Source organism: Achromobacter sp. HZ01, from assembly GCF_003267925.1.
Taxonomy (GTDB): Bacteria; Pseudomonadota; Gammaproteobacteria; order Burkholderiales; family Burkholderiaceae_B; genus Achromobacter; species Achromobacter pulmonis_A.
In genome coordinates this window covers 1,761,913-1,787,999 of the sequence record NZ_LWKV01000001.1, presented here as the reverse complement: position 1 = coordinate 1,787,999, position 26,087 = coordinate 1,761,913, and the positions used below count along the sequence as shown (strand labels likewise).

The window sequence follows — 26,087 nt, the reverse complement described above, 5'->3', positions numbered from 1 at the left end:
CGCAGGAAAAATAATGGTTGCATTATAAAACCTTGAATCCTAGTATTCTGGTTTTGTAATGAAACCAAAAGGAATCGCCATGTCCGACGACTCTCCCATGCCGCGTTCGCTGGTGCTGCTGCTTGCGGTGGCCTGCGCCCTGAGCGTGGCCAACGTGTATTACGCGCAGCCGCTGCTGGACGCCATCGGCCGCGAGTTCGGCCTGTCCGAGGCGGCGGTGGGCGTGGTGGTGACGGCCACGCAGCTGGGCTGCGCGCTGGCGCTGCTGTTCGTGGTGCCGCTGGGCGACCTGCTGGACCGCCGTCGCCTGATGATCGGCCAGCTCGGGCTGCTGGTGCTGGCGCTGGCGGCCGTGGCGGTCGCGCCCGCCGCGCCCTGGCTGCTGGCCGGCATGGTCGCGCTGGGCCTGCTGGGCACGGCGATGACGCAGGGCCTGCTGGCGCTGTCGGCGGCGCTGGCCGCGCCGGGCGAACGCGGCCGCGTGGTCGGGGCCGCGCAGGGCGGCGTGGTGACCGGGCTGTTGCTGGCCCGGGTGCTGGCCGGCGTGGTGGCCGACGCCTGGGGCTGGCGCGCGGTGTACCTGGTGTCGGCCGCGCTGGCGGCGGCGCTTGCGGTGGTGCTGGCCTATCGCCTGCCGCGCCGCCGCCTGCCCACGGTGGACCTGGGCTACTGGGCGCTGCTGCGTTCGCTCTACGACTTGCTCGCGTCAGAGCGCGTGCTGCGCGTGCGCGGCACGATCGCGATGCTGATGTTCGCCGCCTTCAGCGCGTTCTGGACCGCGCTGGTGCTGCCCTTGAGCGCACCGCCCCATTCGCTGACGCATACGGCGGTGGGCGCCTTCGGGCTGGTGGGCGTGGTCGGCGTGCTGATGGCCGCCGGCGCCGGCCGGCTGGCCGATCGCGGGCTGGGCGAGCGCACCACGGCGGCGGGCCTGGCGCTGTTGTGCCTGTCGTGGGCGCCGATCGCATTGCTGGAACACAGCCTGTGGCTGCTGGCGCTGGGCGTGCTGGTCCTGGACGTGGCCTTGCAGGCGCTGCACGTCACCAACCAGGCCTTGATTTTCGGCATCAGCGCCCAGGCGCACAGCCGCCTGGTGGGCGGCTACATGATGTTCTACGCCGCCGGCAGCGGCCTGGGCTCGATCGCCTCGACCGCGGTATACGCGCAGGCCGGATGGCCGGGCGTCTGCGCGCTGGGCGCGGCGATCAGCCTGGCGGCGCTGGCGTTCTGGGCGCTGACGCTGCCGCGCCGCGCAAGCGTGCGGGATGTGGATGGGTGCAGCGCGAGACAGGCGGCACAAGAAATCCATCGTTGAACGCGCGTAACCCATCGGCCGGCGGGAGCCGGCGTTTTTTTCTTGCCGCGGAAAACGGCGGCTATCGCCGCCTGATGGGTTACGCGCGCTGGGTGTTCGCGTTCTTCTTCAAGGATTCCCGCGCTGCACCCATCCTACGCTTGGGGGGGCGGCCATACACACCCCAATCAAGGCATCGCGTAATCCTTCGACCCCAGCACCACCGCCGCCAGCCCCGGCGCCTGGCTCAGCTTGTGCAGCGCATAGCATTGCGCGGTGGCGATCTTGGCGTCGTGGAACGCCGGGTCTTCGTCGCGGTGCGCCAGGCTGGCGAGCAGGGCGCGCGCCATCTGCCAGCCGGCCAGGGTGGTGCCGGCCAGCAGCAGGTAGGGCACGGCGGCGCCGAACACCGCGTTGGGATGGCTGGCGGCGTTGGCCAGCACGAAATCGACGGCGTCGGACAGCGCCGCGCTGGCCCGGCGCAGGGGCGCGAGCATGCGGGCCGCGGCGGGATCGCCGCTGGCCTCCAGCGCCGCTTCGGTCTGGCGGACTTCGGCCAGCAGGGCGCGGGCGACGGCGCCGCCGTCGCGCAGGGTCTTGCGGCCCACCAGGTCGTTGGCCTGGATCGCGGTGGTGCCTTCGTAGATGGTGAGGATGCGGGCGTCGCGGTAGTACTGCGCGGCGCCGGTTTCCTCGATGAAGCCCATGCCGCCATGCACCTGCACGCCGAGGCTGGCCACGTCGATCGACATCTCGGTGCACCAGCCCTTGACGATGGGAACCAGGAATTCCTGGACCGCCAGGTGGCGCTTGCGCGCTTCGGCGTCGGGGCTGGCGTGGGCCAGGTCGGCATGGCCGGCGGTGACGTAGGCCAGCGCGCGGCCGGCCTCGGTCAGCGCGCGCATGGTGCCCAGCATGCGGCGCACGTCGGGGTGCTGGATGATGGGCACGGCCTCGCGCGAGGAGCCGTCCACCGGCCGGCTCTGCACGCGCTCGGCGGCATAGGCCTGCGCATGCTGATAGGCGCGGTCGGCGACGGCGATGCCCTGCACGCCGACGGCGTAGCGGGCGGCGTTCATCATGATGAACATGGCGTCCAGGCCGCGGTTTTCCTGGCCCACCAGATAGCCCACCGCGCCGCCGGCGTCGCCGAACTGCAAGGTCGCGGTGGGGCTGGCCTTGATGCCCAGCTTGTGCTCGATCGACACGCATTGCACGTCGTTGCGCGCGCCCAGCGTGCCGTCCTCGTTGACCAGGAACTTGGGCACCAGGAAAAGCGAAATGCCCTTGACCCCTTCGGGCGCGTCGGGCAGGCGGGCCAGCACCAGGTGCACGATGTTCTCGGCGAGATCATGTTCGCCATAGGTGATGAAGATCTTGGTGCCGGAGATCCGGTAGGTGCCGTCGTCCGCGGGCTGCGCGCGAGAGCGGATCATGGCCAGGTCGGAGCCGGCCTGCGGCTCGGTCAGGTTCATGGTCCCGGTCCAGCGGCCTTCGATCATGGGGCCGATGTAGCGCTCGCGCAGCTCGGGCGAGCCGGCGGTCAGCAGCGCCTCGATCGCGCCGTTGGTCAGCAGCGGGCACAGCGCGAAAGACAGGTTGGCGGCGTTGAGCATCTCGGAGCAGGGCGAGCCCAGCAGCCCCGGCAGGCCCTGGCCGCCGTACTCGACCGGATGGGTCATGCCCTGCCAGCCGGCTTCGGCGTACTGGCGGAAGGCCTGCTTGAAGCCGGGCGAGGTGGTCACCGCGCCATCGCGCCAGGCGCTGGGCTCGCGGTCGGCCGGCTGGTTCAGCGGCGCCAGCACGTCGCCGGCGTAGCGCGCGGATTCCTCCAGCACGGCCTGCACGGTGTCGGGCGTGGCTTCCTCGAAGCCGGGCAGGGCGGCCACCTGGGGCAGGCCGGCCAGGCGGTTCAGCACGAACAGCATGTCTTTCACGGGGGCTTGGTACGTCATTGCGTTGGCGCTCCTGGATGGGGTGTGGTCAGGCCGTCTTGCCCGGGGCGGCCAGGTCGATGGCCGAGGTCGCGCCCACGGCGGCGCGCAGTTCGAACTTCTGGATCTTGCCGGTGGAGGTCTTGGGCAGTTCGCCGAAGCGCACCGCGCGCGGGACCTTGAAGCCCGGCAGCAGGCTTCTGCAATGCGCGATGATTTCCTCGGCGGTGGCGCTGCAGCCGGGCTTGAGCTCGATGAAGGCGCACGGGGTTTCGCCCCACTTGGGATCGGGCATGGCCACCACCGCGGCCGCCGCCACCGCGGGATGGCGGTAGAGCGCATCCTCGACTTCGATGCTGGAGATGTTCTCGCCGCCCGAGATGATGATGTCCTTGCTGCGGTCCTTGATGCGGACGTAGCCGTCGGCCGTCATCACGCCGAGGTCGCCGGTGTGGAACCAGCCGCCGGCGAACGCGGCGTCGGTGGCGCGCTCGTTCTTCAGGTAGCCCTTCATGCAGATGTTGCCGCGGAACATGACTTCGCCCACGGTCTGCTCGTCGGGCGGCACCGGTTCCATGGTTTCCGGGTCGCGCACCGACACGCCGGCCTGCAGGTGGTAGCGCACGCCCTGGCGGGCGGTGAGCAGCGCGCGCTGCTCGTCTTCCAGCGCGTCCCAGGCGTCCTGGCGCGCGCACACGGCCGCCGGGCCGTAGACCTCGGTCAGGCCGTAGACGTGGGTCAGCTCGAAACCGATGTCGCGCATCTTGGCGATGACGGCCGGCGCCGGCGCCGCGCCGGCGACCATGGTGCGCACGGTGTGCCGGATGCCCGCCCGCATTTCGGCCGGCGCGTTGGCCAGCGCGCTTTGCACGATGGGCGCGCCGCAGTAATGGGTCACGCCTTCGTCGCGGATCAGGTCGAACACCATCTTGGGGTCGACCTTGCGCAGACAGACGTTGACGCCCGCGCGCGCGGCCACCGTCCACGGGAAACACCAGCCGTTGCAATGGAACATGGGCAGGGTCCACAGATAGACCGGATGCTTGGGCATGTCCCATTCGAGGATGTTGCTGACCGCGTTGAGATAGGCGCCGCGGTAGTGGTAGACCACGCCCTTGGGATCGCCGGTGGTGCCGGACGTGTAGTTCAGCGCGATGGCGTCCCATTCGTCGGCCGGCGGCTGCCAGTCGTAGCGCGCCGGCGCGGCGGCCAGGAAGTCTTCGTAGTCGATCGCGCCGGGCAGGGCGGCGGGCGCGCTCTCCAGGTCGTGCACCGAAATCAGTTTCAGGTGGGGATACTCGGCCACGGCGCGGCGCGCGACCTCGGCGTATTCCGTGTCCACGATCAGCGCCCGGGCCTCGCCGTGGCCCAGCATGAACAGCACGCTGGGAATGTCCAGCCGCGTGTTCAGGGTGTTGAGCACCGCGCCCAGCATGGGCACGCCGAAGTGGGCCTCGACCATGGCGGGGATGTTGGGCAGCATGACCGCGACCGTATCGCCGCGCCGCACGCCGGCCTGCTCCAGCGCGCCGGCCAGGCGCTGCGCGCGTTCGTAGGTCTGGGCCCAGTTGCGCCGCACCTTGCCGTGGACCACGGCCAGGCGCTGCCCATACACTTCGGCGGCGCGGGCGATGAAATCCACCGGCGTCAGGGGCGTGTAATTGGCCTCGCGGCGCGCGAGGCCGTGCTCGTACATGCTGCTCATGCTTGTCTCCTGTCGGATGCGGAAGGCACCCGGATATTCTTTGCGCGGAGGGCGTTTGTTCCGCGTCGCTTGCTAGAGCTTATCGGCGGCCGGAAAATGCAGTCTGTCACCTGCATGACAGACCCATCTCGAGTTTTACACGGATCTTCCCATGTCCGACGTTTCAAACATCGTTTCCGCCGAAGAACCGGCGCCGTTGTTCGCCGCCTGCGCCTGGTTCGGCGCGCTGCAGGCCGAACACCAGGAGCTGGTCCTGGCGAGCTCGCGCGCCGAGCGCGTGGACGCCGGCGCCTGGATCGCGCGGCGCAACGCGCCCTCGGATTACTGGCTGGGCGTGCATACGGGCCTGCTCAAACTGGCCATCTACAACGAGTCGGGGCGCAGCTGTACGTTTTCGGGCGTGCCGCCGGGCGGCTGGTTCGGCGAGGGCAGCGTGATCAAGCGCGAATTGCGCAAGTACGACGTGGTGGCCATCCAGCCCTCGCTGGTGCTGCTGGTGCCGGCGGCGACCTTCCACGCGCTGCTGGCGGCCAGCCTGCCGTTTTCGCATTTCGTCATCGGCCAGCTGAACGACCGCATGGGCGAATTCATCGCCTCCATCCAGAACCACCGCCTGCTGGACGCGGACGCGCGGGTGGCGCAGTCGCTGGCGCAGTTGTTCAATCCGCGGCTGTATCCGTCCACCGACCTGACCCTGGCGATTTCGCAGGAGGAGCTGGGCTATCTCACCGGCCTGTCGCGCCAGCGGGTCAATCAGGCGCTGCAGGCCCTGGCCGACCAGGACATGCTGGCGCTGGCCTACAACCAGATCAAGGTGCTGGACCTGGAGCGCCTGCGCCAGTACGGGCTGGAGCAGATCTGAGCGCGCGGGCCAGCGCGGCGCGCGCCAGGATGCGGGTGGAGTCCAGCGTGGGCAGCGCGCAATTGGCGTCGTCCAGCACCAGCGGCAGTTCGGTGCAGCCCAGCACCACGGCGTCGCAGCCGGCCGCGCGCAGGCGCTCGACCACGGCTTGCAGCCGCGCCACCGATTCGGGCTTGAAGACGCCGTACACCAGTTCGTCCATGATGATGCGGCCCACCAGCGCGCGGTCCTGCGGTTCGGGGCGCAGCCATTGCAGCCCGCGTTCGGCCAGCTTGTCCGGGTAGACCTCGCTGTCGGCCAGCCAGCGCGTGCCCAGGATGCCGAGGCGGCGGTGGCCGCGCGCCTGCGCCTGGGCGGCGACTTCCGCGGCGATGTGCAGCCAGGGCAGCGGCGAGCGCGCCAATATCGGGTCCAGCGCCTGGTGGATGGTGTTGTCGGGGCAGATCAGGAAATCGGCGCCGGCGCGCGCCAGCTTGTGCGCCGAGGACAGCATCAGCGCGCCCACGCCGTCCAGATCGCCGCGGTCCAGGCAGGCCACGTAGTCGGCCAGCGAATGCGTATGCAGCGAGATCTCGGGGTGCGCGTGCGGACCCAGGCGCTGCGCGCCTTCGGCGCACAGCGTGCGATAGCACAGCGCCGCGCCTTCGGCCGAGCAGGCCACGATGCCGATATGCAAGGGGGCGGGGTTGTCGCTTGCGGTCACCATGCGGTCGGCTCCTTGTAGAGGGACGGGAAGAGGCTGCGCCATCGTAAATGGCGCAAGAGGGTAGAAATGACCTTTAAGGAGTTATTTATACCCTTATGTATCACGGTAAAAAAAACCCGATAAATCACAATCCATTGATTTAAAGGGAAATTTTTCTGGCACGGAATTCGCATATAGGAGCGTACCCAAAAACCGCAACACTGGAGGGCGTTCCCATCATGGGTCCGTATCGGAAATTATGGTTCACGCTGATCGCCGTGCTGACGATCACATTCGCACTGCTGGGTTTCTATGGCGGCGAAGTCTACCGAAAGGCGCCGCCGATCCCCGGCCAGGTGGTGTCGGCCGACGGCACCCGCCTGTTCGGCCGTGACGACATCCTGGACGGCCAGACCGCCTGGCAATCGATCGGCGGCATGCAGCTGGGATCGATCTGGGGGCACGGCGCCTACCAGGCGCCCGACTGGACGGCCGACTGGCTGCACCGCGAACTGACGGCCTGGCTGGACCTGGCCGCGCGCGACGCGCACGGCAAGGACTACGCGCAGTTGTCCACGCCCGAGCAGGCCGCGCTGCGCGAGGCCCTGAAGGCCGAATACCGCGGCAACGGCACCGACGCCGCGACCGACACGCTCACGGTCAGTCCGCGCCGCGCGCGGGCGATGGCGCAGACGGCGGCCTACTACGACCTGCTGTTCTCCGACGCGCCGTCGCAGCATCGCACCCGCGAAAGCTACGCCATGAAGGAAAACACCCTGCCCGATCCGGCGCGGCGCGCGCAGCTCACGCAGTTCTTCTTCTGGACCGCGTGGGCCGCGGCGACCGAGCGCCCGGGCCAGGACGTCACTTACACGAACAACTGGCCGCACGAGCCGCTGATCGGCAACACGCCCAGCACCGAGAACATTGTCTGGTCCATCGTCAGCGTGGTGGTGCTGCTGGCCGGCATCGGCCTGCTGGTGTGGGCCTGGGCGTTCCTGCGCGGCGAGGAAGAGCCGGAACCCGAGGCGCCCGCCAAGGATCCGTTGACCAGCTTCGCGCTCACGCCCTCGCAGCGGGCGCTGGGCAAGTACGTGTTCCTGGTCGCGGCGCTGTTCGGGTTCCAGGTGCTTCTGGGCGGCTTCACCGCGCACTACACCGTCGAAGGGCAGAAGTTCTACGGCGTCGACCTGTCGCAGTGGTTCCCATACTCGCTGGTGCGCACCTGGCACATCCAGAGCGCGCTGTTCTGGATCGCCAGCGGCTTCCTGGCGGCCGGGCTGTTCCTGGCGCCGGTGATCAACGGCGGGCGCGATCCCAAGTACCAGAAGCTGGGCGTCGACATCCTGTTCTGGGCGCTGGTGGTCGTGGTGGTCGGTTCGTACATCGGCAATTACCTGGCGATCGCCCAGATCATGCCGCCGAACCTGAACTTCTGGCTGGGCCATCAGGGCTATGAGTACGTGGACCTCGGCCGCCTGTGGCAGATCGGCAAGTACGTGGGCCTGTGCTTCTGGCTGGTGTTGATGCTGCGCGGCATCGTGCCGGCGCTGCGCACCAAGGGCACCGACAAGAACCTGCTGGCGCTGCTGACTGCGTCGACGGGCGCCATCGGCCTGTTCTACGGCGCCGGCTTCTTCTACGGCGAGCGCACCCACCTGACGATCATGGAATACTGGCGCTGGTGGATCGTGCACCTGTGGGTCGAGGGCTTCTTCGAAGTCTTCGCCACCACCGCGCTGGCCTTCATCTTCTCGACCATGGGCCTGGTGTCGCGCCGCATGGCCACCACCGCCAGCCTGGCCTCGGCCTCGCTGTTCATGCTGGGCGGCGTGCCGGGCACCTTCCACCACCTGTATTTCGCCGGCGCCACCACGCCGGTGATGGCGGTGGGCGCGAGCTTCTCGGCGCTGGAAGTGGTGCCGCTGATCGTGCTGGGCCACGAGGCCTGGGAAAACTGGCGCCTGAAGTCGCGCGCGCCGTGGATGAACAACCTGAAGTGGCCGCTGATGTGCTTTGTCGCGGTGGCCTTCTGGAACATGCTGGGCGCGGGCGTATTCGGCTTCATGATCAACCCGCCGGTGTCGCTGTTCTACATCCAGGGCCTGAACACCACGCCGGTCCACGCGCACGCCGCGCTGTTCGGGGTGTACGGCTTCCTGGCGCTGGGCTTCACGCTCATGGTGCTGCGCTACATCCGTCCGCACTACACGCTCAACCCCGGCCTGATGAAGCTGGCGTTCTGGGGGCTGAACATCGGCCTGGCGCTGATGATCTTCACCAGCCTGCTGCCGATCGGACTGATCCAGTTCCAGGCCAGCGTGAGCGAGGGCATGTGGTACGCGCGCAGCGAAGCCTTCATGCAGCAGGAGATCCTGCAGAACCTGCGCTGGGGCCGCACCTTCGGCGACGTGGTGTTCCTGCTGGGCGCGCTGGCGATGGTGGTGCAGGTCATCCTGGGCCTGCTGAGCGGCCGCGCCGTGCCCAACGAGCCGCGGCTGCAGGCCCGTCCGGCCCGCGGCTGATCCCGGTTCGCCGCCCTCATTGCGCCAGCGCAAAGAGGGCGGCGGCGGGAGCCGGTCCAATAGATCCAGGTCCCGGGGCGTCCCGCCCCGGAACGCAACCGGAGCCTCGTCCGTGCGCAGCCTGTCGATCGCCGCAATCCTCTTATCGTTGACCGCATGCGGGCCCGCAGACCGGGCCCCTGCGTCCTTGCCGCAGGTGCTGCGGCTGCCGGCCGGCGAAGTGTCGTACCGGCCTTCCGACACGACGCTGCGCGGCGGCTATCCGGTGACCCCGGCGCCGCTGACGGCGCGTTTTCCGCGCGGGCTGTCCATCATGAAACACCAGGTCAGCCAGGCCGAATACGCGGCCTGCGTGAAGGCGGGCGGCTGCAAGCCGCTGGACGGCGCGCATCGAGGCGCGGGCGCGCCTGACATGCCGGCGGTGGGCGTCAGCTGGACCGATGCGTCGGCGTATGCGGCCTGGCTGTCGGCGCGCACCGGGCGGCGCTGGCGCCTGCCCACCTATCCGGAATGGGTTTACGCGGCCGGCGAAGCCTTTCGCGAGCAGGCTGCGCTGCCCGACGCCGGCGACGATCCCGCCCAACGCTGGCTGGCCGAATACGACGCGCAGAGCAACCGCCAGCGGGAGGACGCCGAGGTGCGCGCGTTCGGCGCCTACGGCGAGAACGCAAGCGGCCTGATGGACATGGCCGGCAGCGTGTGGGACTGGACCAGCGACTGCCATGCGGTGCGGGTCCTGGACGCGCCGGCCGGCGAGGCCGACGGCGGCCGCAACTGCGGCATCCGGATCGCGGCCGGGCGCCACGTGGCCTACCTGCCGGACTTCATCCGCGATCCCAAGAGCGGGGCCTGCTCGGTCGGCCTGCCGCCGGCCAACCTGGGCCTGAGGCTGGTGCTGGACGAGGCTGCCGTCGCGGGCTGATGTTGGAGTTTTGCTGCGAAACCCGGCGGCTGGGGCCGCCTGATGGGTTACGCGCGTTCGAGATAGGCGTCCTCGCTCAAGAACGCTCGCGCTGCACCCATCCTACGGCGCTGCGCGGGCGGCGGCTCGGCCGGCGGCGGGCCGTCCAGGCAGGAAGTACAGCCCGAACAGTCGGGCGCGGCCTGGGCGTCGCTGCAGACGCGCGCCAGCGCGGCCGGCGAGCGCAGCACGATGCGCTTGCGGCTGCCGTCGACGATCCCGCGCTGGCGCCAGTCGCTCAGCAGGCGGCTGACGGTGTGCAGCGTGGTGCCCGTCATTTCCGCGATGTCCTGGCGCGTGATCGGAAAACTGATGCCGATGCCGCCGGCGGTGGGCTGGCCGGCGCTTTCCACCAGGCGCAACAGCGTGCGCGCCACGCGCTGCTCGACCTCGTCGGTGGACAGTTCCTGGATGCGCAGGTGCGCGTCCTGCAGGCGCTGGCCCATGGTCTGCAGCGCCATCGCGCCGAGCTGCGGATGGTTGCCCACGAAACGCTCCCACAACTCGTCCGGCCAGGCCAGGCACACGCTTTCCAGCACGGCCTGCACGGTGGCGGGATAGCGCGATTGGCGCATGGCGCGGGCCAGTCCGAACATGTCGCCCGGGTTGACGTAGCGCACCACCACCTGTTCGCCGTCGGCGGTGATCTGCGCCACTTTCAGCCGGCCGCTGAGCAGCACGAAGAAGTGCGAGGCGATGCCGCCCTGGCGGTAGGCGGCGGCGCCGGCGACCAGCCGGCAAGGCTGGGCGCCGCGCAACGCGGACTTCAATTGCGCATCGGAAAGAGGCTTGAAGATCTCCAGGTTGCGCAGCAGCGCGTGACAAAGCGGGGAAGGCATGGCGGTCCTAGAAAACGGGGGGAGACGGACGAATCTCCATGGCTTCATGTTGACACCGCAGTCCCGCGCTGACAATGCGCCCGGCGCGCGCGCCCGCCTTCGAGTTTGCGCTACAGCAAAGAACGGCGCCTGCGTCGGTTCTTCAATAGGGGTGCCGGCTTTCCCGGCGATTGAAGAACTGGATAAGGAGCTGGATATGAACGCACTACGGCCCCCCTTGCTGGCTGCGGCGCTGGCTTTCACGCTGGCCGCGACGGCCGTGTTCGCGCAGGATGCCGACAAGCTGCCGCGCGCCAAGGTCACGCTGGTCGCCCCGCCGATGGTCCACCCGCACGAGCAGGTCGCGACGTCGGGCCCGAAAGTGGTCGAATTCGAAATGAGCATCGAGGAAAAGAAGATGGTCATCGACGACAAGGGCACCACGCTTCAGGCCATGACGTTCAACGGGTCCATGCCCGGCCCGACGCTGGTGGTGCACGAGGGCGACTACGTCGAGCTGACGCTGGTCAACCCCGCCACCAACGCCATGCGCCACAACGTGGACTTCCACGCCGCCACCGGCGCGCTGGGCGGCGCCAAGCTGACCAACGTCGATCCGGGCCAGCAGGCCACGCTGCGCTTCAAGGCCGACCGGACCGGCACCTTCGTGTACCACTGCGCGCCCGAAGGCATGGTGCCGTGGCACGTGGTGGCCGGCATGAGCGGCGTGCTGATGGTGCTGCCGCGCGACGGCCTGAAAGACCCGGAAGGCAAGCCGCTGCGCTACGACCGCGTCTACACGATAGGCGAATTCGACCTCTACATCCCCAAGGACGAAAACGGCAAGTACAAGGACTACGCCACGCTGGTGGAAAGCTACGCCGACACGGTCGAGGTGATGCGCACGCTTACGCCGTCGCACATCGTGTTCAACGGCAAGGTGGGCGCGCTGACCGGGGCCAACGCGCTGCAGGCCAAGGTCGGCGAAACCGTGATGCTGATCCATTCGCAGGCCAACCGCGACACGCGTCCGCATCTGATCGGCGGCCACGGCGACTGGGTCTGGGAAACCGGCAAGTTCGCCAATCCGCCGCAGCGTGACCTGGAGACCTGGTTCATCCGCGGCGGCTCGGCGGGCGCGGCGCTCTACACCTTCAAGCAGCCGGGCGTGTACGCCTACCTGAACCACAACCTGATCGAAGCCTTCGAGCTGGGGGCGGCCGGCCACATCAAGGTCGAGGGCAAGTGGAACGACGACCTGATGAAGCAGATCAAGGCTCCGGGCCCGATCCCGCGCTGAACGTCCGGGGCCGGGCGCCCGCGTCCGGCCTTCACCCCCAGAGATCTTCCGACGGAGCTTTGCCATGTCCACATTACGACGCATTCTGCTGGCGGCCGCACTGGCCGGCCTGCCGGCTTCATGGGCGCAGGCGGAAACCTCGGCCACCGTCCATGCGGCCGGCGAAAAAGTCTACAAATCCGCCTGTTTCGTGTGCCACGCCAGCGGCGTGGCCAACGCGCCCAGGCTGGGCGACAAGCAGGCCTGGTCGCCGCTCATCGCCCAGGGCGCCGACGCGCTGGTGGCGACGGTCATGAAGGGCAAGGGCGCCATGCCGCCGCGCGGCGGCTCGTCGGCCGACGAGGCCGCGCTGCGCGCCGCCGTGGAGTTCATGATGGCCGCCGCACAATAGGGACGCAGGACGCATCGGCCCGCCGCGTGGTGTTAAATACGGTTTTCCCAGACACAGAACGCGCGGTCCTGCGGCGGCGCGAAGGAAACATCATGGCATTTGATTTCGACTTGTTTGTGATCGGCGCGGGGTCGGGCGGCGTGCGCGCGGCGCGTTTCGCGGCCGGTTTCGGGGCGCGCGTGGCGGTGGCGGAAAGCCGCTACCTGGGCGGCACCTGCGTGAACGTGGGATGCGTGCCCAAGAAGCTGCTGGTCTACGGCGCCCATTTCAGCGAAGACTTCGAACAGGCCCGGGGCTTCGGCTGGAACGCCGGCGAACCCGCGTTCGACTGGCCCACCCTGATCGCCAACAAGAATCGTGAAATCGAGCGTCTCAATGGCATCTACCGCAACCTGCTGGTCAACAGCGGCGTGACGCTGCTGGAAGGGCATGCCCGCATCCAGGACCCGCACACGGTCGAAGTCAACGGCAAGACCTACAGCGCCGCCCACATCCTGGTGGCCACGGGCGGCTGGCCCCAGGTGCCGGACATTCCGGGCAAGGAACATGCCATCACCTCGAACGAGGCCTTTTTCCTCGAGGCGCTGCCGCGCCGCGTGCTGGTGGTGGGCGGCGGCTACATCGCGGTGGAATTCGCCTCGATCTTCAACGGCATGGGCGCGCAGACCGTGCAGGCCTATCGCGGCCCGCTGTTCCTGCGCGGCTTCGACCAGGGCGTGCGCGAGCACCTGCGCGATGAACTGGAGAAGAAAGGCGTGGACCTGCGTTTCAACGCCGAGGTCGCGCGCATCGACAAGCGGGCCGACGGCACGTTGGCCGCCACGCTCAAGGACGGCTCGGTGATCGAGACCGATTGCGTGTTCTACGCCACCGGCCGGCGCCCCATGCTGGACAACCTGGGGCTGGAGAACACCGCCGTCAGGCTCAAGGACGACGGCTTCATCCAGGTGGATGACGAGTACCGTACCGCCGAGCCTTCCATCCTGGCCATCGGCGACGTGATCGGCCGCGTGCCGCTGACGCCGGTGGCGCTGGCCGAGGGCATGGCGGTGGCGCGGCGCCTGTTCCGTCCGGAGGAATACCGCAAGGTGGATTACCAGCTGATCCCGACCGCGGTGTTCAGCCTGCCCAACATCGGCACGGTGGGCATGACGACCGAAGAGGCCCGCGCCGCCGGCCACCGGATCAAGCTGTTCGAAAGCCGCTTCCGTCCCATGAAGCTGACCCTGACCGAGTCGCAGGAAAAGACGCTGATGAAGCTGATCGTCGACGCCGACACCGACCGCGTGCTGGGCGTGCACATGGTGGGCCCGGACGCCGGCGAGATCATCCAGGGCATCGCGGTGGCGCTGAAGGCCGGCGCGACCAAGCAGGTGTTCGACGAAACCATCGGCATCCATCCCACGGCCGCCGAGGAATTCGTGACCCTGCGCACGCCGGTCGCGCAATAAGCCTACAAGCGCTCGATCAGGGCGCGCGCCGCCGCCGGCGCGCGTTCCTTGGCGCCGTTGATGAAAAAGGCGTAGACGTCGCGCGGCTGCGCCGCGGCCCCGGCCGGCTCGCCGGCCCGCGGCAGGTCGGCGGGCTGCGCGCCGCCGGCCCAGGCCTGCAACCGCGCGGCCCAGGCGTCCAGCGCCTTGGGCGCGTAGCCGGCCTTGAAGCCGGCGCTGGCGCGCATCAGCCGCGCATACACGAAATCGGCCGTGCAATCGGCCATCGAGGGGTAGTCGTCGCTGTCCGTGTACACGGTGGCGGCGCGGTGGCGGCGCGCCAGCCTCAGGTAGTCCTCGCACAGGAAGCTGGGGTGGCGCACGTCCAGCACGTGGCGCAGCGCCAGCCCGTCCACCCGCTCCGGCAGCAGTTCCAGGAAAGCGCCGAAGTCTTCGGCGTCGAAGGTCTTGGTCGGCGCGAACTGCCAGACGATGGGGCCCAGCTTGGGGCCGAGCTCGGCGATGCCGCTGTGCACGAAGCGCTCGACCGAATCCTTGGCGCCCGCCAGCTGCCGGCGGTTGGTCGCGTAGCGCGAGGCCTTCAGCGTGAACACGAAACCGTCCGGGGTGGCGTCGCGCCACTTGGCGAAGGTGGCGGGTTTCTGGCTGCTGTAGTAGGTGCCGTTGACTTCGATGGCGGTGAGCTGGCGGCTGGCGTATTCCAGTTCCTGCGCGTGGGGCAGGTCTTCGGGGTAGAAGACGCCGCGCCAGGCGGGGTAGGTCCAGCCGCCTATGCCGACGCGGATCGCGCCGGCGCGGTGTTGTGGGGACATTCCGGACGCTCCAGGGAAAACCGACCGCTCAACTGTATCGCCGGCGCCACTGGCGCGTAAACGCCCCGCGGGAAAGTTTCTGTTGCGCCACCGTTTTGCGCTAAGGTGTCTGTCTACGCTCCCCACTTGCCGCTCCATCATGCCAGATCTCGCCCATTTCCTGACTTTCGCCCTGGTGGCCCTGGGCATGGTGCTCACCCCCGGGCCGAACATGATCTACCTGGTGTCGCGCTCGATCTCGCAGGGCGCCCAGGCCGGCCTGATCTCGCTGGGCGGCGTGGCGGTCGGCTTCGTCTTCTATGTATGCTGCGCCGCCTTCGGCATCACGGCGCTGCTGATGGCCGTGCCTTACGCCTACGACGCGCTGCGCATCGGCGGCGCGCTGTACCTGCTGTACATGGCGTGGCAGGCGCTGCGCCCCGGCGGACGCTCGCCGTTCCAGGTGCGCGAACTGCCCAGGAGCAGCCCGCGCACGCTGTTCATGATGGGGCTGCTGACCAATCTGCTCAATCCCAAGATCGCCATCATGTACGTATCGCTGCTGCCGCAGTTCATCCAGCCCGAGCGCGGCAGCGTGTTCGCGCAGTCGCTGGCGCTGGGCATGACCCAGGTCGCCATCAGCCTTTCGGTCAACGCCCTCATCGCGATCATGGCCGGCTCCATCGCCGGCTTCCTGGCCGGCCGTCCGCTGTGGATGGCGGCGCAGCGCTGGCTGATGGGCACCGTGCTGGCCGGACTGGCCGTGCGCATGCTGACGGACGCGCGGCGCTGATGGGGGCCGGCGACGGATTCTTCGCTTCGCTGGGCGGGATGCTCGGCGAAGCCCTGCGCAGCATCGTGGCGGGGCTGAAGTGGCTGCTGGGCGGCATCGGCGGCGCGCTGGGCGATTTCTATTCGGGCCTGGCCGGCGCGATGGGCATGAGCCCGTCCGTGTTCAACCTGGTCCTGCTGGTGCTGGGGCTCATGCTGCTGTGGGCGGCGGTCAAGTCGCTGCTGCGCCGCTCCATCCTGGGCTTCGTTTTCTGGCTGTTCCTGGCCGTGCTGGTGCTGGGCGGGCTGATCAACTGAGCGGCCGGCGCCGCCCGCCGCATTCCAGCGCGACCTCGCGCAGCCGCTGCAGCAGCGCCGGAAAGCGCTCCGCGCCCGTGTTGCCGTAGCCGATCACCAGGCCGTTGTCCTGCGGCCGGGGCGACACCGCGAACGAGGACAGCGCGCTCGGGTTCATCCCCAGCGCGCGCGCCTGCCGCACGATTTCCTGGTCCGGGTACGCCGGCGGCAGCCGCACCGTCAGGTGCAGGCCGCTGTGTCCGCCCAGCACTTCGTGCTCGATCCCGAAATGGGCGGCCAGCGCGTCGCGCAGCGCCGCCTGCCGTTCCCGGTACAGCCGGCGCATGCGCCCCAGATGGCGCGAGAACTGGCCGTTTTCGATGAAGGCCGCCATGGCCAGCTGTTCGAGCCGGTGGCCGCCGCGCAGCATCTCGACGACGGACGGCATGGCCTGCGCCGCCAGCGCCCGCGGCAGCACCAGATAGCCCAGCCGCAGGGCGGGGAACATGGTCTTGCTGAAGGTGCCCACATACAGCACGGGCGCGTCGGCCACCAGGCCCTGCATGGCCGCGATGGGTTCGCCCTGGTGGCGGAACTCGCTGTCGTAATCGTCTTCGATGATCCAGGCGCCGGCCTGCCGCGCGCGCTCGATCAGGTCCAGCCGGCGGGTCAGCGACAGCACCGCGCCGGTGGGGTACTGGTGCGACGGCGTGGTCTGGATCAGCCGCGGCGGATGGTCGCGCCAGGCGCTGTCGGGGATCACGATGCCGTCGTCGTCCACGCGCAGCGGCAGCATCTCCAGGTCGCCGCCGTGGAAGGCGGCCTTGGCGCCGCGGTAGCCGGGCTCTTCCAGCCAGGCGGTATCGCCGGGGTTGGTCAGCAGCTGCACGCACAGCGCCAGCGCGCCTTGCGCGCCTTCGGTGATGACGATGCGCGAGGCGTCGCAGCGCACGCCGCGCGAGACCCGCAGGTATTGGGCGATGGCTTCGCGCAGCGCCGGTTCGCCCAGCGGATCGCCATAGCCCAGCGCGGCGGCCGGCGCGGCCTGCAGCGCGCGGTCCTGCGCGCGGCGCCAGGCGCTGGCCGGGAACTGCGTCAGCGCCGGGGTGCCGGGCGTCAGCGGCAGCGAACCGTCGTGCGCGTAGCGCGTGGACACGATGCGCGCCAGGCGCCGGGCCGTGGCCGGAACCGGGGAGGGCGGCGCGGCGGCCTGGCCGGCCGCGCCGGCGGCGGCCGACAAGGGCGCGACCCGCGTGCCCTGCCGGTCGGCGATCACGAAGCCTTCGGCCGTCAGCTGCTCGTAGGCGATCAGCACGGTGTTGCGCGAGATCTCCAGCTCTTCGGCCAGGGCGCGCGACGAGGGCAGCTTGCCGCCGGCCGGCAGCTGGCCGGCCAGGATGGCCTGCTTGAGGCGCTGGATCAGTTGGCGCTGGCGCGGCAGGGCGCCGGGGCCGCGCGCCAGCGGGCTGGCGAGCAGGGCGGAGGAGGTCATCATGGCCCTATTAAAGTCCTTAGGCGTGGTGCTTTTTATCATGCCACGGTTCCGATATCGTGAGGCCATGCAGATCGCGTCCGGCCATCCCGGCGGCGCGCCAACCAGGAAGAGGTCCGAATGCCCGCCCGCGTCAACGCTTTTCAGCAACCCATCGGCCCGGAAATGCCCGGCTGGACGGCGCGCCCGCGCCCGCCCGCCACGGCGCTCTCCGGCCGCTATTGCCGGCTCGAACCGTTGTCGGCCGAGCGCCACGCGGCGGATCTGTACCAGGCCTTCAGCCGGGCGCCCGACGACAGCGACTGGACCTACATGTCGGTGGGCCCCTTCGCCGACGAGGCCGCCTACCGGGCGTTCGCCGAAAAGGTCCAGGACGGCCCCGATCCCATGCACCACGCCATCATCGACCTGCAATCGGGCCGCGCCGTCGGCACGCTGGCGCTGATGCGCATCGATCCGCCCAACGGCGTCATCGAGGTCGGCTTCGTGTCTTTCTCGCGCCAGCTCAAGCGCACCCGCATCGCCACCGAGGCGCAGTTCCTGCTGATGCGCCGCGTCTTCGACGAACTGGGCTATCGCCGCTACGAATGGAAGTGCGACAGCCTCAACGCGCCGTCGCGCGCCGCCGCCGCGCGCCTGGGCTTCGAGTTCGAAGGGGTGTTCCGCCAGGCCACGGTCTACAAGGGCCGCAGCCGCGACACGGCCTGGTTCTCCATCGTGGACGGCGAATGGCCGGCGCTGCGCGCGGCCTACGAACAGTGGCTGGGCGCGGACAACTTCGACGCCGAAGGCCGCCAGCGCCGCGGGCTGGCCGCCATGATCGCCGAGGCCCGCGCCGCGTGCGCCTGATCCCCGTCGCGCTGGCCCTGTTCTGGGGGCTGAACTGGCCGGCCGTGAAAATCGTGCTGGGCGTCGTCCCGCCCTTCACCCTGCGCCTGCTGGGGCTGGGCAGCGGCGCCTTGCTGCTGTTGCTGCTGGCGCGGGTCAAGCGGCTCGATCTGCTGCCGCCGCGCGCTTCGTGGGCGGGCATCGTGGTGGGCGGCCTGCTGGCCATCGCGGTGTTCAACCTGGCGGTGGCCTGGGCGCAGCTCAGCACCAGCACCTCGCGCGCGGCGGTGCTGACCTTCACCATGCCCATGATGTCGGCGCTGCTGGCGTGGGCGGTGCTGGGCGAACGGCTGGACCGGCGCCGCGCGCTGGCGCTCGCGCTGGGCGCGGCCGGCGTGGCCATCCTGGCATGGCCGGTGCTGCGCGCGGTCTTCGGCGGGCATGACGCGGCGGCGGCCCTGGGCCTGGCGTATCCGCTGGTGGCGGCGTTCGGCTGGGCCGCCGGCACGGTCTATCTGAAGGCGCGGCCGGTGGCCGGCCACCGCATCGTGGTCACGGCCTGGCAGCTGGTGGTGGGCGCGGGCTGCGCGCTGGCGGGCGTGCTGCTGTCCGGCGAACGCTTTCCGCTGCACGGCTGGAACGGACGCGTCGCGGGCGCGCTGACGTTTCACATCGTGCTGGGCACGGCGGTGGCCTATTGGCTCTGGTTCGTGCTGAGCGAGCGGGTCAGCGCCACGGTGGCCACGCTGACCACGCTGATGGTGCCGGTGGTGGGCGTGCTGGGCGCGATGGCGCTGGTGGGCGACCGGCCCGCCGCCATGGACTGGTGGGGCTTCGCCCTGGTGCTGGCGGGGGCGGCGCTGATCGTGCTGAACCTGGACGCGGCGCCGCGCCGGCGCCGGGCCTGATCAGCGCACGCGGCGCAGCTTCTCGCGCAGCAGTTCCGCGCCGCTGACCAGCGTGATGCCGGACAGCACCAGCGCCGCGCCCAGCACGAAGGCGGCGTCCAGCGGTTCGTCCAGGATCAGCACGCCGAAGCTCACGCCGAACAGCGGGGTCATGAAAGACAGCACCGACAGGCGCGAGGCCAGGTAGCGGCGCAGCAGCCAGAACCAGGCCAGGTAGCTGGACAGGGCCACCACCACGCACTGGAAGGCCACGCTGGCGAGCGCTTGCGGCGTGTAGCGGAAGCCGTCGCTGCCGGTGGCCGCGGCGTAGGCCAGCAGCGCCACCGCCGCCACCGCCATCTGGTAGAGCAGGGTCTTGGCGGGCGCGGCCTCGGACAGCGAGGTCTTGCGGATCGCCACGGTGGTGGCGCCCCACAGCAGGCCGGCGAGCAGGCCCATCGCGTCGCCCAGCAGCATGTCGGGCGCGCCGGCCTGGCCTTCGGGACGGCCCTTGCCCAGGAACGCGATGGCGATGCCGCAGAACGCGATCGCCACGCCCAGCCACTGCAGCGGCTTCATGCGCTCTTCGGGCAGCAGCCAGTGCAGCCCGAGCGCGGCGAAGATGGGCGCGGTGTACAGGAACACGGACATGTGCGAGGCGGTGGTGTAGACCAGGCCCTGCGCCACGAACAGGAATTCGCCGGCGAACAGCAGGCCCACCACCAGCCCGGGCAGGGCGGTGCCGTCGCGCACGGCCTGCGCGCCCTCGCGCCGCCACACCACCGCGGCCAGCACCAGCGCCGCGAAGGCCGAGCGCAGGCCGATCTGCATGATGGGCGCGACGTCGTCGGCCACCAGCTTGATCGCGATCTGCTGGAAGCCCCAGCAGACGCACAGCAGCAGCATGGCGCCGGTCGCCAGCGCGTCCAGCGGCTGGCGCAGCGGCCTGGGAGCCGGCGCCGCGCTCATGGCAGTTCCGCCGGATAGCTGTCCAGGGCCAGGCCGATCTGCTGGCGCAGGTCCCATTCCGCCAGGCTGGCCTGCACCGGGCCGAAGAACGCGCCGTCGCGGGTCACGAACATGGCGGGCAGGTGGAAGACTTCGTAGCGCTCGACCAGGCCGCCGTTCTCGCCGGCGTCCACCCAGCACAGGCGCTCCACCGGCAGTTCCAGCCGCGGCAGCTGCTCGCGCGCGACCCGGCAGTTGCCGCAGGTGCGGCTGTGAAAGACCAGCAGCGACAGGCCGGGGGCGTCGAGCAGGTAGCGGTCGGCGGTGCTGTCGTTGAGTTCTATCTGTTCCATGGTCTCAGGCGCCGCGCAGCACGCGGTCCAGTTGCAGCACGGACTGGTACAGCACGCGGGTGCCATCCAGCAGCTGCGCGGGTTCGATCGATTCCTCGGGGCAGTGGCTGCGCCCGTTCAGGCAGGGGATGAAAATCATGCCGATGGGGCCGGTGGGCGCCATGTAGACCGCGTCGTGGCCGGCGCCGCTGGGCAGGCGCATGCTGGCGTAGCCCAGCTGGCCGGCGGCGGCCTCGACCGCGTCCATCACCAGCGGCGCGCAGTCGGTGGGCCGCGCGCGGCTGAGCTGGGTCCAGCCGGCCGACAGCCGCAGCGCCTTCAGGTCCTGCGCCACGCCGGCCATCAGGGTTTCGGGAAAGGCGTCCAGCACCGCGTCGCTGTCGCTGCGCACTTCCAGCGTCAGTTCGACCAGGCCGGGCACCGCGTTGGCCGCGTTGGGCGTCATCGACAGGCGCCCGACCGTGGCCACCACGTAATGCGGATTGCCGCTGGCGGCGCTGGCCTGGCGGTTCGCGGCGTCGATGATGCGGGCCGCGCCCACCAGCGCGTCGCGGCGGATGTCCATGGGCGTGGTGCCGGCGTGGTCGGGCTGGCCCTGGACCGTGATCTGCACGCGGCGGATGCCGACGATGTTGGTGACCACGCCGATGGGCAGGCCGCGGCTTTCCAGCACCGGGCCCTGTTCGATGTGCAGTTCGACGAAGGCCGCGGTTTCGCCGGCGCGGCGCAGCGGCGCGCCCAGCGCCGCCGGGTCGCCGCCGATGCGGGCGATGCCTTCGGCCAGCGTCTCGCCCTCGGGGTTGCGCGAGGCCAGCATGTCGGCGCTCAGCTGGCCCGACAGCGCGCGGCTGCCGACACAGGAGATGCCGTAGTCGCTGGGCTCTTCGGACAGGAAATCGATGACCTCGAAGGGGTGTTCGAGCTGCACGCCGTGTTCGCGCAGCGTGTGGGCCACTTCGATGCCGGCCAGCACGCCGATGATGCCGTCGTAGCGGCCGCCGCTCATCACGGTGTCGCAGTGCGAGCCGGTGGCGATGGGTTTGCGCGCGGGATCGCGCCCGGGCAGCGTGCCGATCAGGTTGCCGCCGGCGTCCAGGCGGGTGGCCAGGCCGGCGGCCTCGAATTCGCCGCGCAGCCAGGCGCGGGCCTGGTCGAACTGCGGCGAGAACGCGCGGCGGGTCCAGGGCTGGTCGGGCAGGGTGTAGCGGGACAGGGTTTCGGCGCGGGCCCAGAGGCGCTCGGCGTTCAGCGGAGGAAAGGCGGAGGAGGCGGTTTGCGGCATGAGACTTCCTGGAGTGCGCGTGCAATTATGGCATGCGCGGCAGCGGCCATCGCGGCGCGCGCGGCTTACTATATCGGTGCCGGCGCATGGCCCGGATGCCGCGCGCCAACGAGAATTCAAACCACGAGAGACAAACCATGCTGTCCAGAGCCGATTCCTACGCGCAGCTCGCGTCCCAGTTCCAATGGCAGGTGCCGGCGGCCTACAACATCGGCGTGGACGCCTGCGACAAATGGGCCGACGGCAGCGGCCGCCTGGCCCTGATCTACGAGAAAAGCGACGGCGCGCAGTCGCGCTATACCTTCGACCAGATCAAGGCGCTGTCCAACCGCCTGGCCAACAGCATGGCGCGCCACGGCGTGCGGCGCGGCGACCGGGTGGCCGTCTACCTGCCGCAGGCGCCCGAGACCGCCGTGGCCCACATCGCGATCTACAAGATGGGCGCGGTGGCGGTGCCGCTGTTCACGCTGTTCGGCGTGGACGCCATCCAGTACCGGCTGGCCGACAGCGGAGCGGCCGCGCTGGTGACCGACGCGGCCGGCTGCCGCAAGCTGCGCGAAATCCGCGCCGGCCTGCCGGAACTGAAGGTCGTCTATTGCATCGACGACGAGGCGGTCGACGACGCCGTGCCGTTCCATGCCGCGCTGGCCGCCGAGTCCGACGACTACGCGCCGGCGGCCACCTCGGCCGACGATCCGGCCGTCATCATCTACACGTCGGGAACCACCGGCAAGCCCAAGGGCGCGCTGCATGCGCAGCGCGTGCTGCTGGGCCATCTGCCCGGCGTGGAGATGTCGCACGAATTCTTTCCCGAAAACGCCGCGCTGATGTGGACGCCGGCCGACTGGGCCTGGATCGGGGGGCTGCTGGACGTGCTGCTGCCGTCCTGGCACCACGGCGTGCCGGTGCTGGCGCGCCGCTTCGAGAAGTTCGACGGCGCCGCCGCCTTCGAGCTGATGGCGCGCCACGGCGTGACGCATACGTTCCTGCCGCCCACGGCGCTGAAGATGATGCGCGCCGTGGCCCAGCCGCCCGGGGCCGGCTCGCTGGCGCTGCGCTCGGTGGCCAGCGGCGGCGAGTCGCTGGGCGCCGAGCTGATCGACTGGGGCCGGCGCGTGCTGGGCGTCACCATCAACGAGTTCTACGGGCAGACCGAGTGCAACATGCTGGTGTCCTCGTGCTCGTCGCTGTTCGATCCGGTGATCGGCTCGATCGGCCGCGCCGCGCCGGGGCACCGGGTCGCCATCGTGGACGACCGGGGCGTCGAAGTGGCCGATGGACAGGAAGGCAATATCGGCGTATTGCGGCCGGACCCGGTCATGTTCCTGGGCTATTGGAACAACCCGCAGGCCACGGCCGAGAAATTCGCCGGCGACTACCTGCTCACCGGCGACCAGGGCGTGCGCGACGCGCAGGGTTTCATCCGCTTCGTCGGCCGCAACGACGACGTCATCACCAGCGCCGGCTACCGCATCGGCCCGGGTCCGATCGAGGACTGCCTGCTGGGCCATCCGGCCGTGCGCATGGCGGCGGTGGTGGGCGTGCCCGACGCCGAGCGCACCGAGATCGTGATGGCCTATGTGGTCCTGAACGACGGCGTGCAGGGCGACGAGGCGCTGGTGAAGTCCCTGCAGGCCCACGTGCGCACCCGCCTGGCGGCGCACGAATACCCGCGCGCCATCCGCTTTGTAACCAGTTTGCCGACCACTGCAACGGGCAAGATCATCCGCCGGGAGCTGCGCGACGGACGCTACGGGTAGCCGTCTCAACCCGTGACACTTCGTCCAAGAGGATGGGTTGACGGGCAGCCTGTGGCTGCAAGTATGATGGCCCAAATTGATACGGCCCCACTCAAACTGGGGCCGTATCATCATTCGCTGACTAGTATGGAGATAACCCCGATGGATAAGCCTTTGGATGGGGGATTGGCGGCCTTGAACGTACCTGCCTACGTCAAGCACCGTGGCCTGATCGACTGGGTGGCGAGCTTCGTCGCGCATGCCAAGCCCGAACGCGTCGTCTGGTGCGACGGCTCCCAGGAGGAGTACGACCGGCTCTGTGAGCAGATGGTGCAATCGGGAACCCTGCGCAGGCTGAACCCCGCCAAGCGGCCCAATTCCTATCTGGCCTGGTCCGATCCGTCCGACGTGGCGCGGGTCGAGGACCGCACGTTCATCTGTTCCGACCGTCCCGAGGACGCCGGCCCGACCAACAACTGGGCCGATCCGGCCGAGATGCGCGCCACGCTCAACGGCCTGTTCGAAGGCGCCATGCGCGGGCGCACGCTGTACGTGGTGCCGTTCTCGATGGGCCCGCTGGGTTCCGACATCGCCCACATCGGCGTGGAGCTCTCCGACAGCCCCTATGTGGCGGTGAACATGCGCATCATGACGCGCATGGGCAAGCAGGTCTACGAGGTGCTGGGCACCGACGGCGAGTTCGTGCCCTGCGTGCACTCGGTCGGCAAGCCGCTGGCGCCCGGCGAGGCCGACGTGGCCTGGCCGTGCAACCCCACCAAGTACATCGTCCACTTCCCGCAGACCCGCGAGATCTGGAGCTACGGCTCGGGCTACGGCGGCAACGCGCTGCTGGGCAAGAAATGCTTCGCGCTGCGCATCGCCTCGACCATGGGCCGCGACCAGGGCTGGCTGGCCGAGCACATGCTGATCCTGGGCGTGACCTCGCCCAAGGGCCGCAAGTACCACGTGGCCGCGGCCTTTCCGTCGGCCTGCGGCAAGACCAACTTCGCCATGCTGATCCCGCCCCAGGGCATGGACGGCTGGAAGGTCACCACCATCGGCGACGACATCGCCTGGATCAAGCCCGGCCCCGACGGCCGCCTGCACGCCATCAACCCGGAAGCCGGCTATTTCGGCGTGGCCCCGGGCACCAGCGAGCAGACCAACTTCAACGCCATGGCCACGCTCAAGGCCAATGTCATCTTCACCAACGTGGCGCTGACCGACGACGGCGACGTCTGGTGGGAAGGCATGACCGACACCCCGCCCGAGCACCTGACCGACTGGCAGGGCCAGGACTGGACGCCGGCCATCGCGCGCGAAACCGGCCGCAAGGCCGCGCATCCGAACGCGCGCTTCACCGCGCCGGCGGCGCAATGCCCGTCCATCGACCCCGAATGGGAAAACCCCAAGGGCGTGGTCATCGACGCCTTCATCTTCGGCGGACGCCGTTCCACCACCGTGCCGCTGGTCACCGAGGCCCGCAACTGGGTCGAAGGCGTCTACATGGCCGCCACCATGGGGTCGGAAACCACCGCCGCGGCCGCCGGCCAGCAGGGCGTGGTGCGCCGCGATCCCTTCGCCATGCTGCCGTTCTGCGGCTACAACATGAGCGACTACTTCAACCACTGGCTGAAGCTGGGCAAGCAGCTCGAAGCCGCCGGCGCCACGCTGCCGCGCATCTATTGCGTCAACTGGTTCCGCAAGGGGCCCGACGGCAAGTTCGTGTGGCCGGGCTTCGGCGACAACATGCGCGTGCTGCGCTGGATGCTGGGCCGCATCGACGGCCAGTCCAAGGGCGTGGAGCAGGTGTTCGGCATTTCGCCCAGCTACCAGGACATCGACTGGACCGGCCTGGAATTCAGCCCGGACAAGTTCGAGCAGGTGATGTCGGTGGACGCCGCCGCCTGGCGCGACGAGCTGGCGCTGCACGACCAGCTGTTCAAGCAGCTGGAGCAGGGCCTGCCCGCCGATCTGCCGGCCGCCAAGGCCCGGATCGAAGGCCGCCTGGCGGCCTGACGGCCCCATGAGGCTCGACGCCGAGGACCTGGCCAAGATCAGTGCGCTGACCCTGGCGCACTACCAGGAGAACGCCGAATCGTTCGAGGCCGGCACGCGCGACCACGATGTCAGCCAGAACATCGCCGCGCTGCTGCGCCACATCGAGGGCGCGCCGCCGTGCGACATCCTGGACTTCGGCTGCGGTCCCGGCCGCGACCTCAAGACGTTCACGGGGCTGGGCCACCGCGCGGTGGGCCTGGACGGCACGCCGCGCTTCGTCGAGATGGCGCGCCAGGCCAGCGGCTGCGAAGTCTGGCTGCAGGACTTTCTCAAGCTGTCCCTGCCCGCCGGCCGCTTCGACGGCATCTACGCCAATGCGGCGCTGTTCCACGTGCCCGGCCAGGAACTGCCCCGGGTGCTGCGCGAACTGCGCGCCGCGCTCAAGCCGCGCGGGGCGCTGTTCAGCTCCAATCCGCGCGGCGGCAACCAGGAAGGCTGGAACCGCGGGCGCTACGGCGCCTACCACGACCTGGACGGCTGGCGGGGGTTGATGAAAGAGGCCGGATTCGAGGAACTCGAACATTACTATCGGCCGCAGGGTTTGCCGCGAGATCAGCAGCCGTGGCTGGCCAGTGTGTGGCGGCGGGTTTAGGGTGATGGGTTTCGCGCGTTCGATGATTGGGTTCTTGCCCGTGGATTCTCGCGCTGCACCCATCCTACGATGCGATATTACGGCCGTAGGATGGGTGCAGCGCGAGAGACCCTGACCAAG

23 protein-coding genes are annotated in these 26,087 nt (G+C 69.6%); 14 read left to right on the top strand and 9 right to left on the bottom strand.

All coding sequences use genetic code 11. The annotated features are described in order from the left end of the window. The first annotated feature begins 79 nt into the window (after positions 1-79). Positions 80-1,315, top strand: a complete 1,236-nt coding sequence (locus A6B37_RS08320; protein WP_246842399.1) for an MFS transporter — start codon at positions 80-82, stop codon at positions 1,313-1,315. Positions 1,316-1,482: 167 nt separating this feature from the next. Here the strand turns inward: A6B37_RS08320 and A6B37_RS08315 are convergent, their stop codons facing one another. Both A6B37_RS08315 and A6B37_RS08310 read right to left on the bottom strand, forming a co-directional pair. Continuing rightward, the gene (locus A6B37_RS08315) at positions 1,483-3,249 is read right to left on the bottom strand and encodes an acyl-CoA dehydrogenase (protein ID WP_111825443.1); all 1,767 of its coding nucleotides are present in this window, start codon (positions 3,247-3,249) and stop codon (positions 1,483-1,485) included. A gap of 28 nt (positions 3,250-3,277) precedes the next feature. Then, complete coding sequence (locus A6B37_RS08310) at positions 3,278-4,933, bottom strand: acyl-CoA synthetase (RefSeq protein WP_102771554.1); 1,656 nt, start codon at positions 4,931-4,933, stop codon at positions 3,278-3,280. A gap of 151 nt (positions 4,934-5,084) precedes the next feature. Between A6B37_RS08310 and A6B37_RS08305 the strand changes: the two genes are divergently transcribed. Beyond that, positions 5,085-5,795, top strand: a complete 711-nt coding sequence (locus tag A6B37_RS08305) for a Crp/Fnr family transcriptional regulator (protein ID WP_102771553.1) — start codon at positions 5,085-5,087, stop codon at positions 5,793-5,795. Here the strand turns inward: A6B37_RS08305 and A6B37_RS08300 are convergent. After that, complete coding sequence (locus A6B37_RS08300; RefSeq protein ID WP_111825442.1) at positions 5,743-6,501, bottom strand: amino acid racemase; 759 nt, start codon at positions 6,499-6,501, stop codon at positions 5,743-5,745. The genes A6B37_RS08305 and A6B37_RS08300 overlap by 53 nt on opposite strands. A gap of 218 nt (positions 6,502-6,719) precedes the next feature. Between A6B37_RS08300 and A6B37_RS08295 the strand changes: the two genes are divergently transcribed. Both A6B37_RS08295 and A6B37_RS08290 read left to right on the top strand, forming a co-directional pair. Continuing rightward, positions 6,720-9,005: a nitric-oxide reductase large subunit gene (locus A6B37_RS08295; RefSeq protein WP_102771551.1), complete on the top strand. Its 2,286-nt coding sequence runs from the start codon at positions 6,720-6,722 to the stop codon at positions 9,003-9,005. 196 nt (positions 9,006-9,201) lie between these two features. Then, positions 9,202-9,927 carry an SUMF1/EgtB/PvdO family nonheme iron enzyme gene (locus tag A6B37_RS08290; RefSeq protein WP_246842436.1) on the top strand — a complete coding sequence of 242 codons (726 nt, stop codon included), beginning with the start codon at positions 9,202-9,204 and terminating at the stop codon, positions 9,925-9,927. A 47-nt stretch (positions 9,928-9,974) separates the two neighbouring features. On the opposite strand, the gene A6B37_RS08285 is transcribed toward A6B37_RS08290, so the two are convergent. Further along, complete coding sequence (locus A6B37_RS08285; protein ID WP_102771549.1) at positions 9,975-10,805, bottom strand: Crp/Fnr family transcriptional regulator; 831 nt, start codon at positions 10,803-10,805, stop codon at positions 9,975-9,977. A 196-nt stretch (positions 10,806-11,001) separates the two neighbouring features. On the opposite strand from A6B37_RS08285, the gene nirK reads away from it, so the two are divergent. The 3 genes from nirK to gorA all read left to right on the top strand — a co-directional run bounded on the left by nirK (position 11,002) and on the right by gorA (position 13,926). Next, the gene (gene nirK / locus A6B37_RS08280; RefSeq protein WP_102771548.1) at positions 11,002-12,084 is read left to right on the top strand and encodes a copper-containing nitrite reductase; all 1,083 of its coding nucleotides are present in this window, start codon (positions 11,002-11,004) and stop codon (positions 12,082-12,084) included. 64 nt (positions 12,085-12,148) lie between these two features. Next, positions 12,149-12,475, top strand: a complete 327-nt coding sequence (locus tag A6B37_RS08275) for a c-type cytochrome (protein ID WP_111825440.1) — start codon at positions 12,149-12,151, stop codon at positions 12,473-12,475. Between the two features lie 92 nt (positions 12,476-12,567). Beyond that, positions 12,568-13,926 (top strand): glutathione-disulfide reductase, encoded by a 1,359-nt coding sequence (gene gorA, locus A6B37_RS08270; RefSeq protein ID WP_102771546.1) that lies wholly within the window; start codon positions 12,568-12,570, stop codon positions 13,924-13,926. A gap of 2 nt (positions 13,927-13,928) precedes the next feature. Here the strand turns inward: gorA and A6B37_RS08265 are convergent, their stop codons facing one another. Continuing rightward, positions 13,929-14,738: a DUF72 domain-containing protein gene (locus tag A6B37_RS08265; RefSeq protein ID WP_111825439.1), complete on the bottom strand. Its 810-nt coding sequence runs from the start codon at positions 14,736-14,738 to the stop codon at positions 13,929-13,931. 139 nt (positions 14,739-14,877) lie between these two features. Here A6B37_RS08265 and A6B37_RS08260 point away from each other — a divergent pair, with 139 nt between their 5' ends. Both A6B37_RS08260 and A6B37_RS08255 read left to right on the top strand, forming a co-directional pair. Then, positions 14,878-15,510: a LysE family translocator gene (locus A6B37_RS08260; RefSeq protein ID WP_102771544.1), complete on the top strand. Its 633-nt coding sequence runs from the start codon at positions 14,878-14,880 to the stop codon at positions 15,508-15,510. Further along, complete coding sequence (locus A6B37_RS08255) at positions 15,510-15,806, top strand: hypothetical protein (protein WP_102771543.1); 297 nt, start codon at positions 15,510-15,512, stop codon at positions 15,804-15,806. Before A6B37_RS08260 ends, A6B37_RS08255 begins: the two co-directional genes overlap by 1 nt. Here the strand turns inward: A6B37_RS08255 and A6B37_RS08250 are convergent. Beyond that, entirely contained in the window at positions 15,799-17,277 is a 1,479-nt protein-coding gene (locus A6B37_RS08250) for a PLP-dependent aminotransferase family protein (protein ID WP_111825575.1), read from the bottom strand. The genes A6B37_RS08255 and A6B37_RS08250 overlap by 8 nt on opposite strands. A 120-nt stretch (positions 17,278-17,397) precedes the next feature. Here A6B37_RS08250 and A6B37_RS08245 point away from each other — a divergent pair, with 120 nt between their 5' ends. Both A6B37_RS08245 and A6B37_RS08240 read left to right on the top strand, forming a co-directional pair. After that, entirely contained in the window at positions 17,398-18,126 is a 729-nt protein-coding gene (locus A6B37_RS08245; protein ID WP_111825438.1) for a GNAT family protein, read from the top strand. Next, entirely contained in the window at positions 18,117-19,013 is an 897-nt protein-coding gene (locus tag A6B37_RS08240) for a DMT family transporter (protein ID WP_111825437.1), read from the top strand. Before A6B37_RS08245 ends, A6B37_RS08240 begins: the two co-directional genes overlap by 10 nt. On the opposite strand, the gene A6B37_RS08235 is transcribed toward A6B37_RS08240, so the two are convergent. The 3 genes from A6B37_RS08235 to A6B37_RS08225 are packed head-to-tail and all read right to left on the bottom strand — an operon-like array spanning position 19,014 to position 21,575. Further along, positions 19,014-19,961 (bottom strand): DMT family transporter, encoded by a 948-nt coding sequence (locus tag A6B37_RS08235; protein WP_111825436.1) that lies wholly within the window; start codon positions 19,959-19,961, stop codon positions 19,014-19,016. It lies immediately after the preceding gene. Beyond that, positions 19,958-20,293: a thioredoxin family protein gene (locus tag A6B37_RS08230; RefSeq protein WP_102771539.1), complete on the bottom strand. Its 336-nt coding sequence runs from the start codon at positions 20,291-20,293 to the stop codon at positions 19,958-19,960. The genes A6B37_RS08235 and A6B37_RS08230 overlap by 4 nt, the downstream gene beginning before the upstream one ends. Before the next feature lie 4 nt (positions 20,294-20,297). Next, positions 20,298-21,575, bottom strand: a complete 1,278-nt coding sequence (locus A6B37_RS08225; protein ID WP_111825435.1) for a Zn-dependent hydrolase — start codon at positions 21,573-21,575, stop codon at positions 20,298-20,300. A gap of 137 nt (positions 21,576-21,712) precedes the next feature. Between A6B37_RS08225 and A6B37_RS08220 the strand changes: the two genes are divergently transcribed. From A6B37_RS08220 to A6B37_RS08210, 3 genes are all read left to right on the top strand, one after another. Beyond that, positions 21,713-23,335 carry an acyl-CoA synthetase gene (locus tag A6B37_RS08220; RefSeq protein WP_111825434.1) on the top strand — a complete coding sequence of 541 codons (1,623 nt, stop codon included), beginning with the start codon at positions 21,713-21,715 and terminating at the stop codon, positions 23,333-23,335. Positions 23,336-23,476: 141 nt separating this feature from the next. Continuing rightward, positions 23,477-25,333, top strand: coding sequence for a phosphoenolpyruvate carboxykinase (GTP) (locus tag A6B37_RS08215; RefSeq protein WP_102771536.1), 1,857 nt, complete (start codon positions 23,477-23,479; stop codon positions 25,331-25,333). Between the two features lie 7 nt (positions 25,334-25,340). Then, on the top strand, positions 25,341-25,967 hold the full coding sequence (locus tag A6B37_RS08210; protein ID WP_111825433.1) for a class I SAM-dependent methyltransferase: 627 nt from the start codon (positions 25,341-25,343) through the stop codon (positions 25,965-25,967). Positions 25,968-26,087 lie beyond the last annotated feature (120 nt).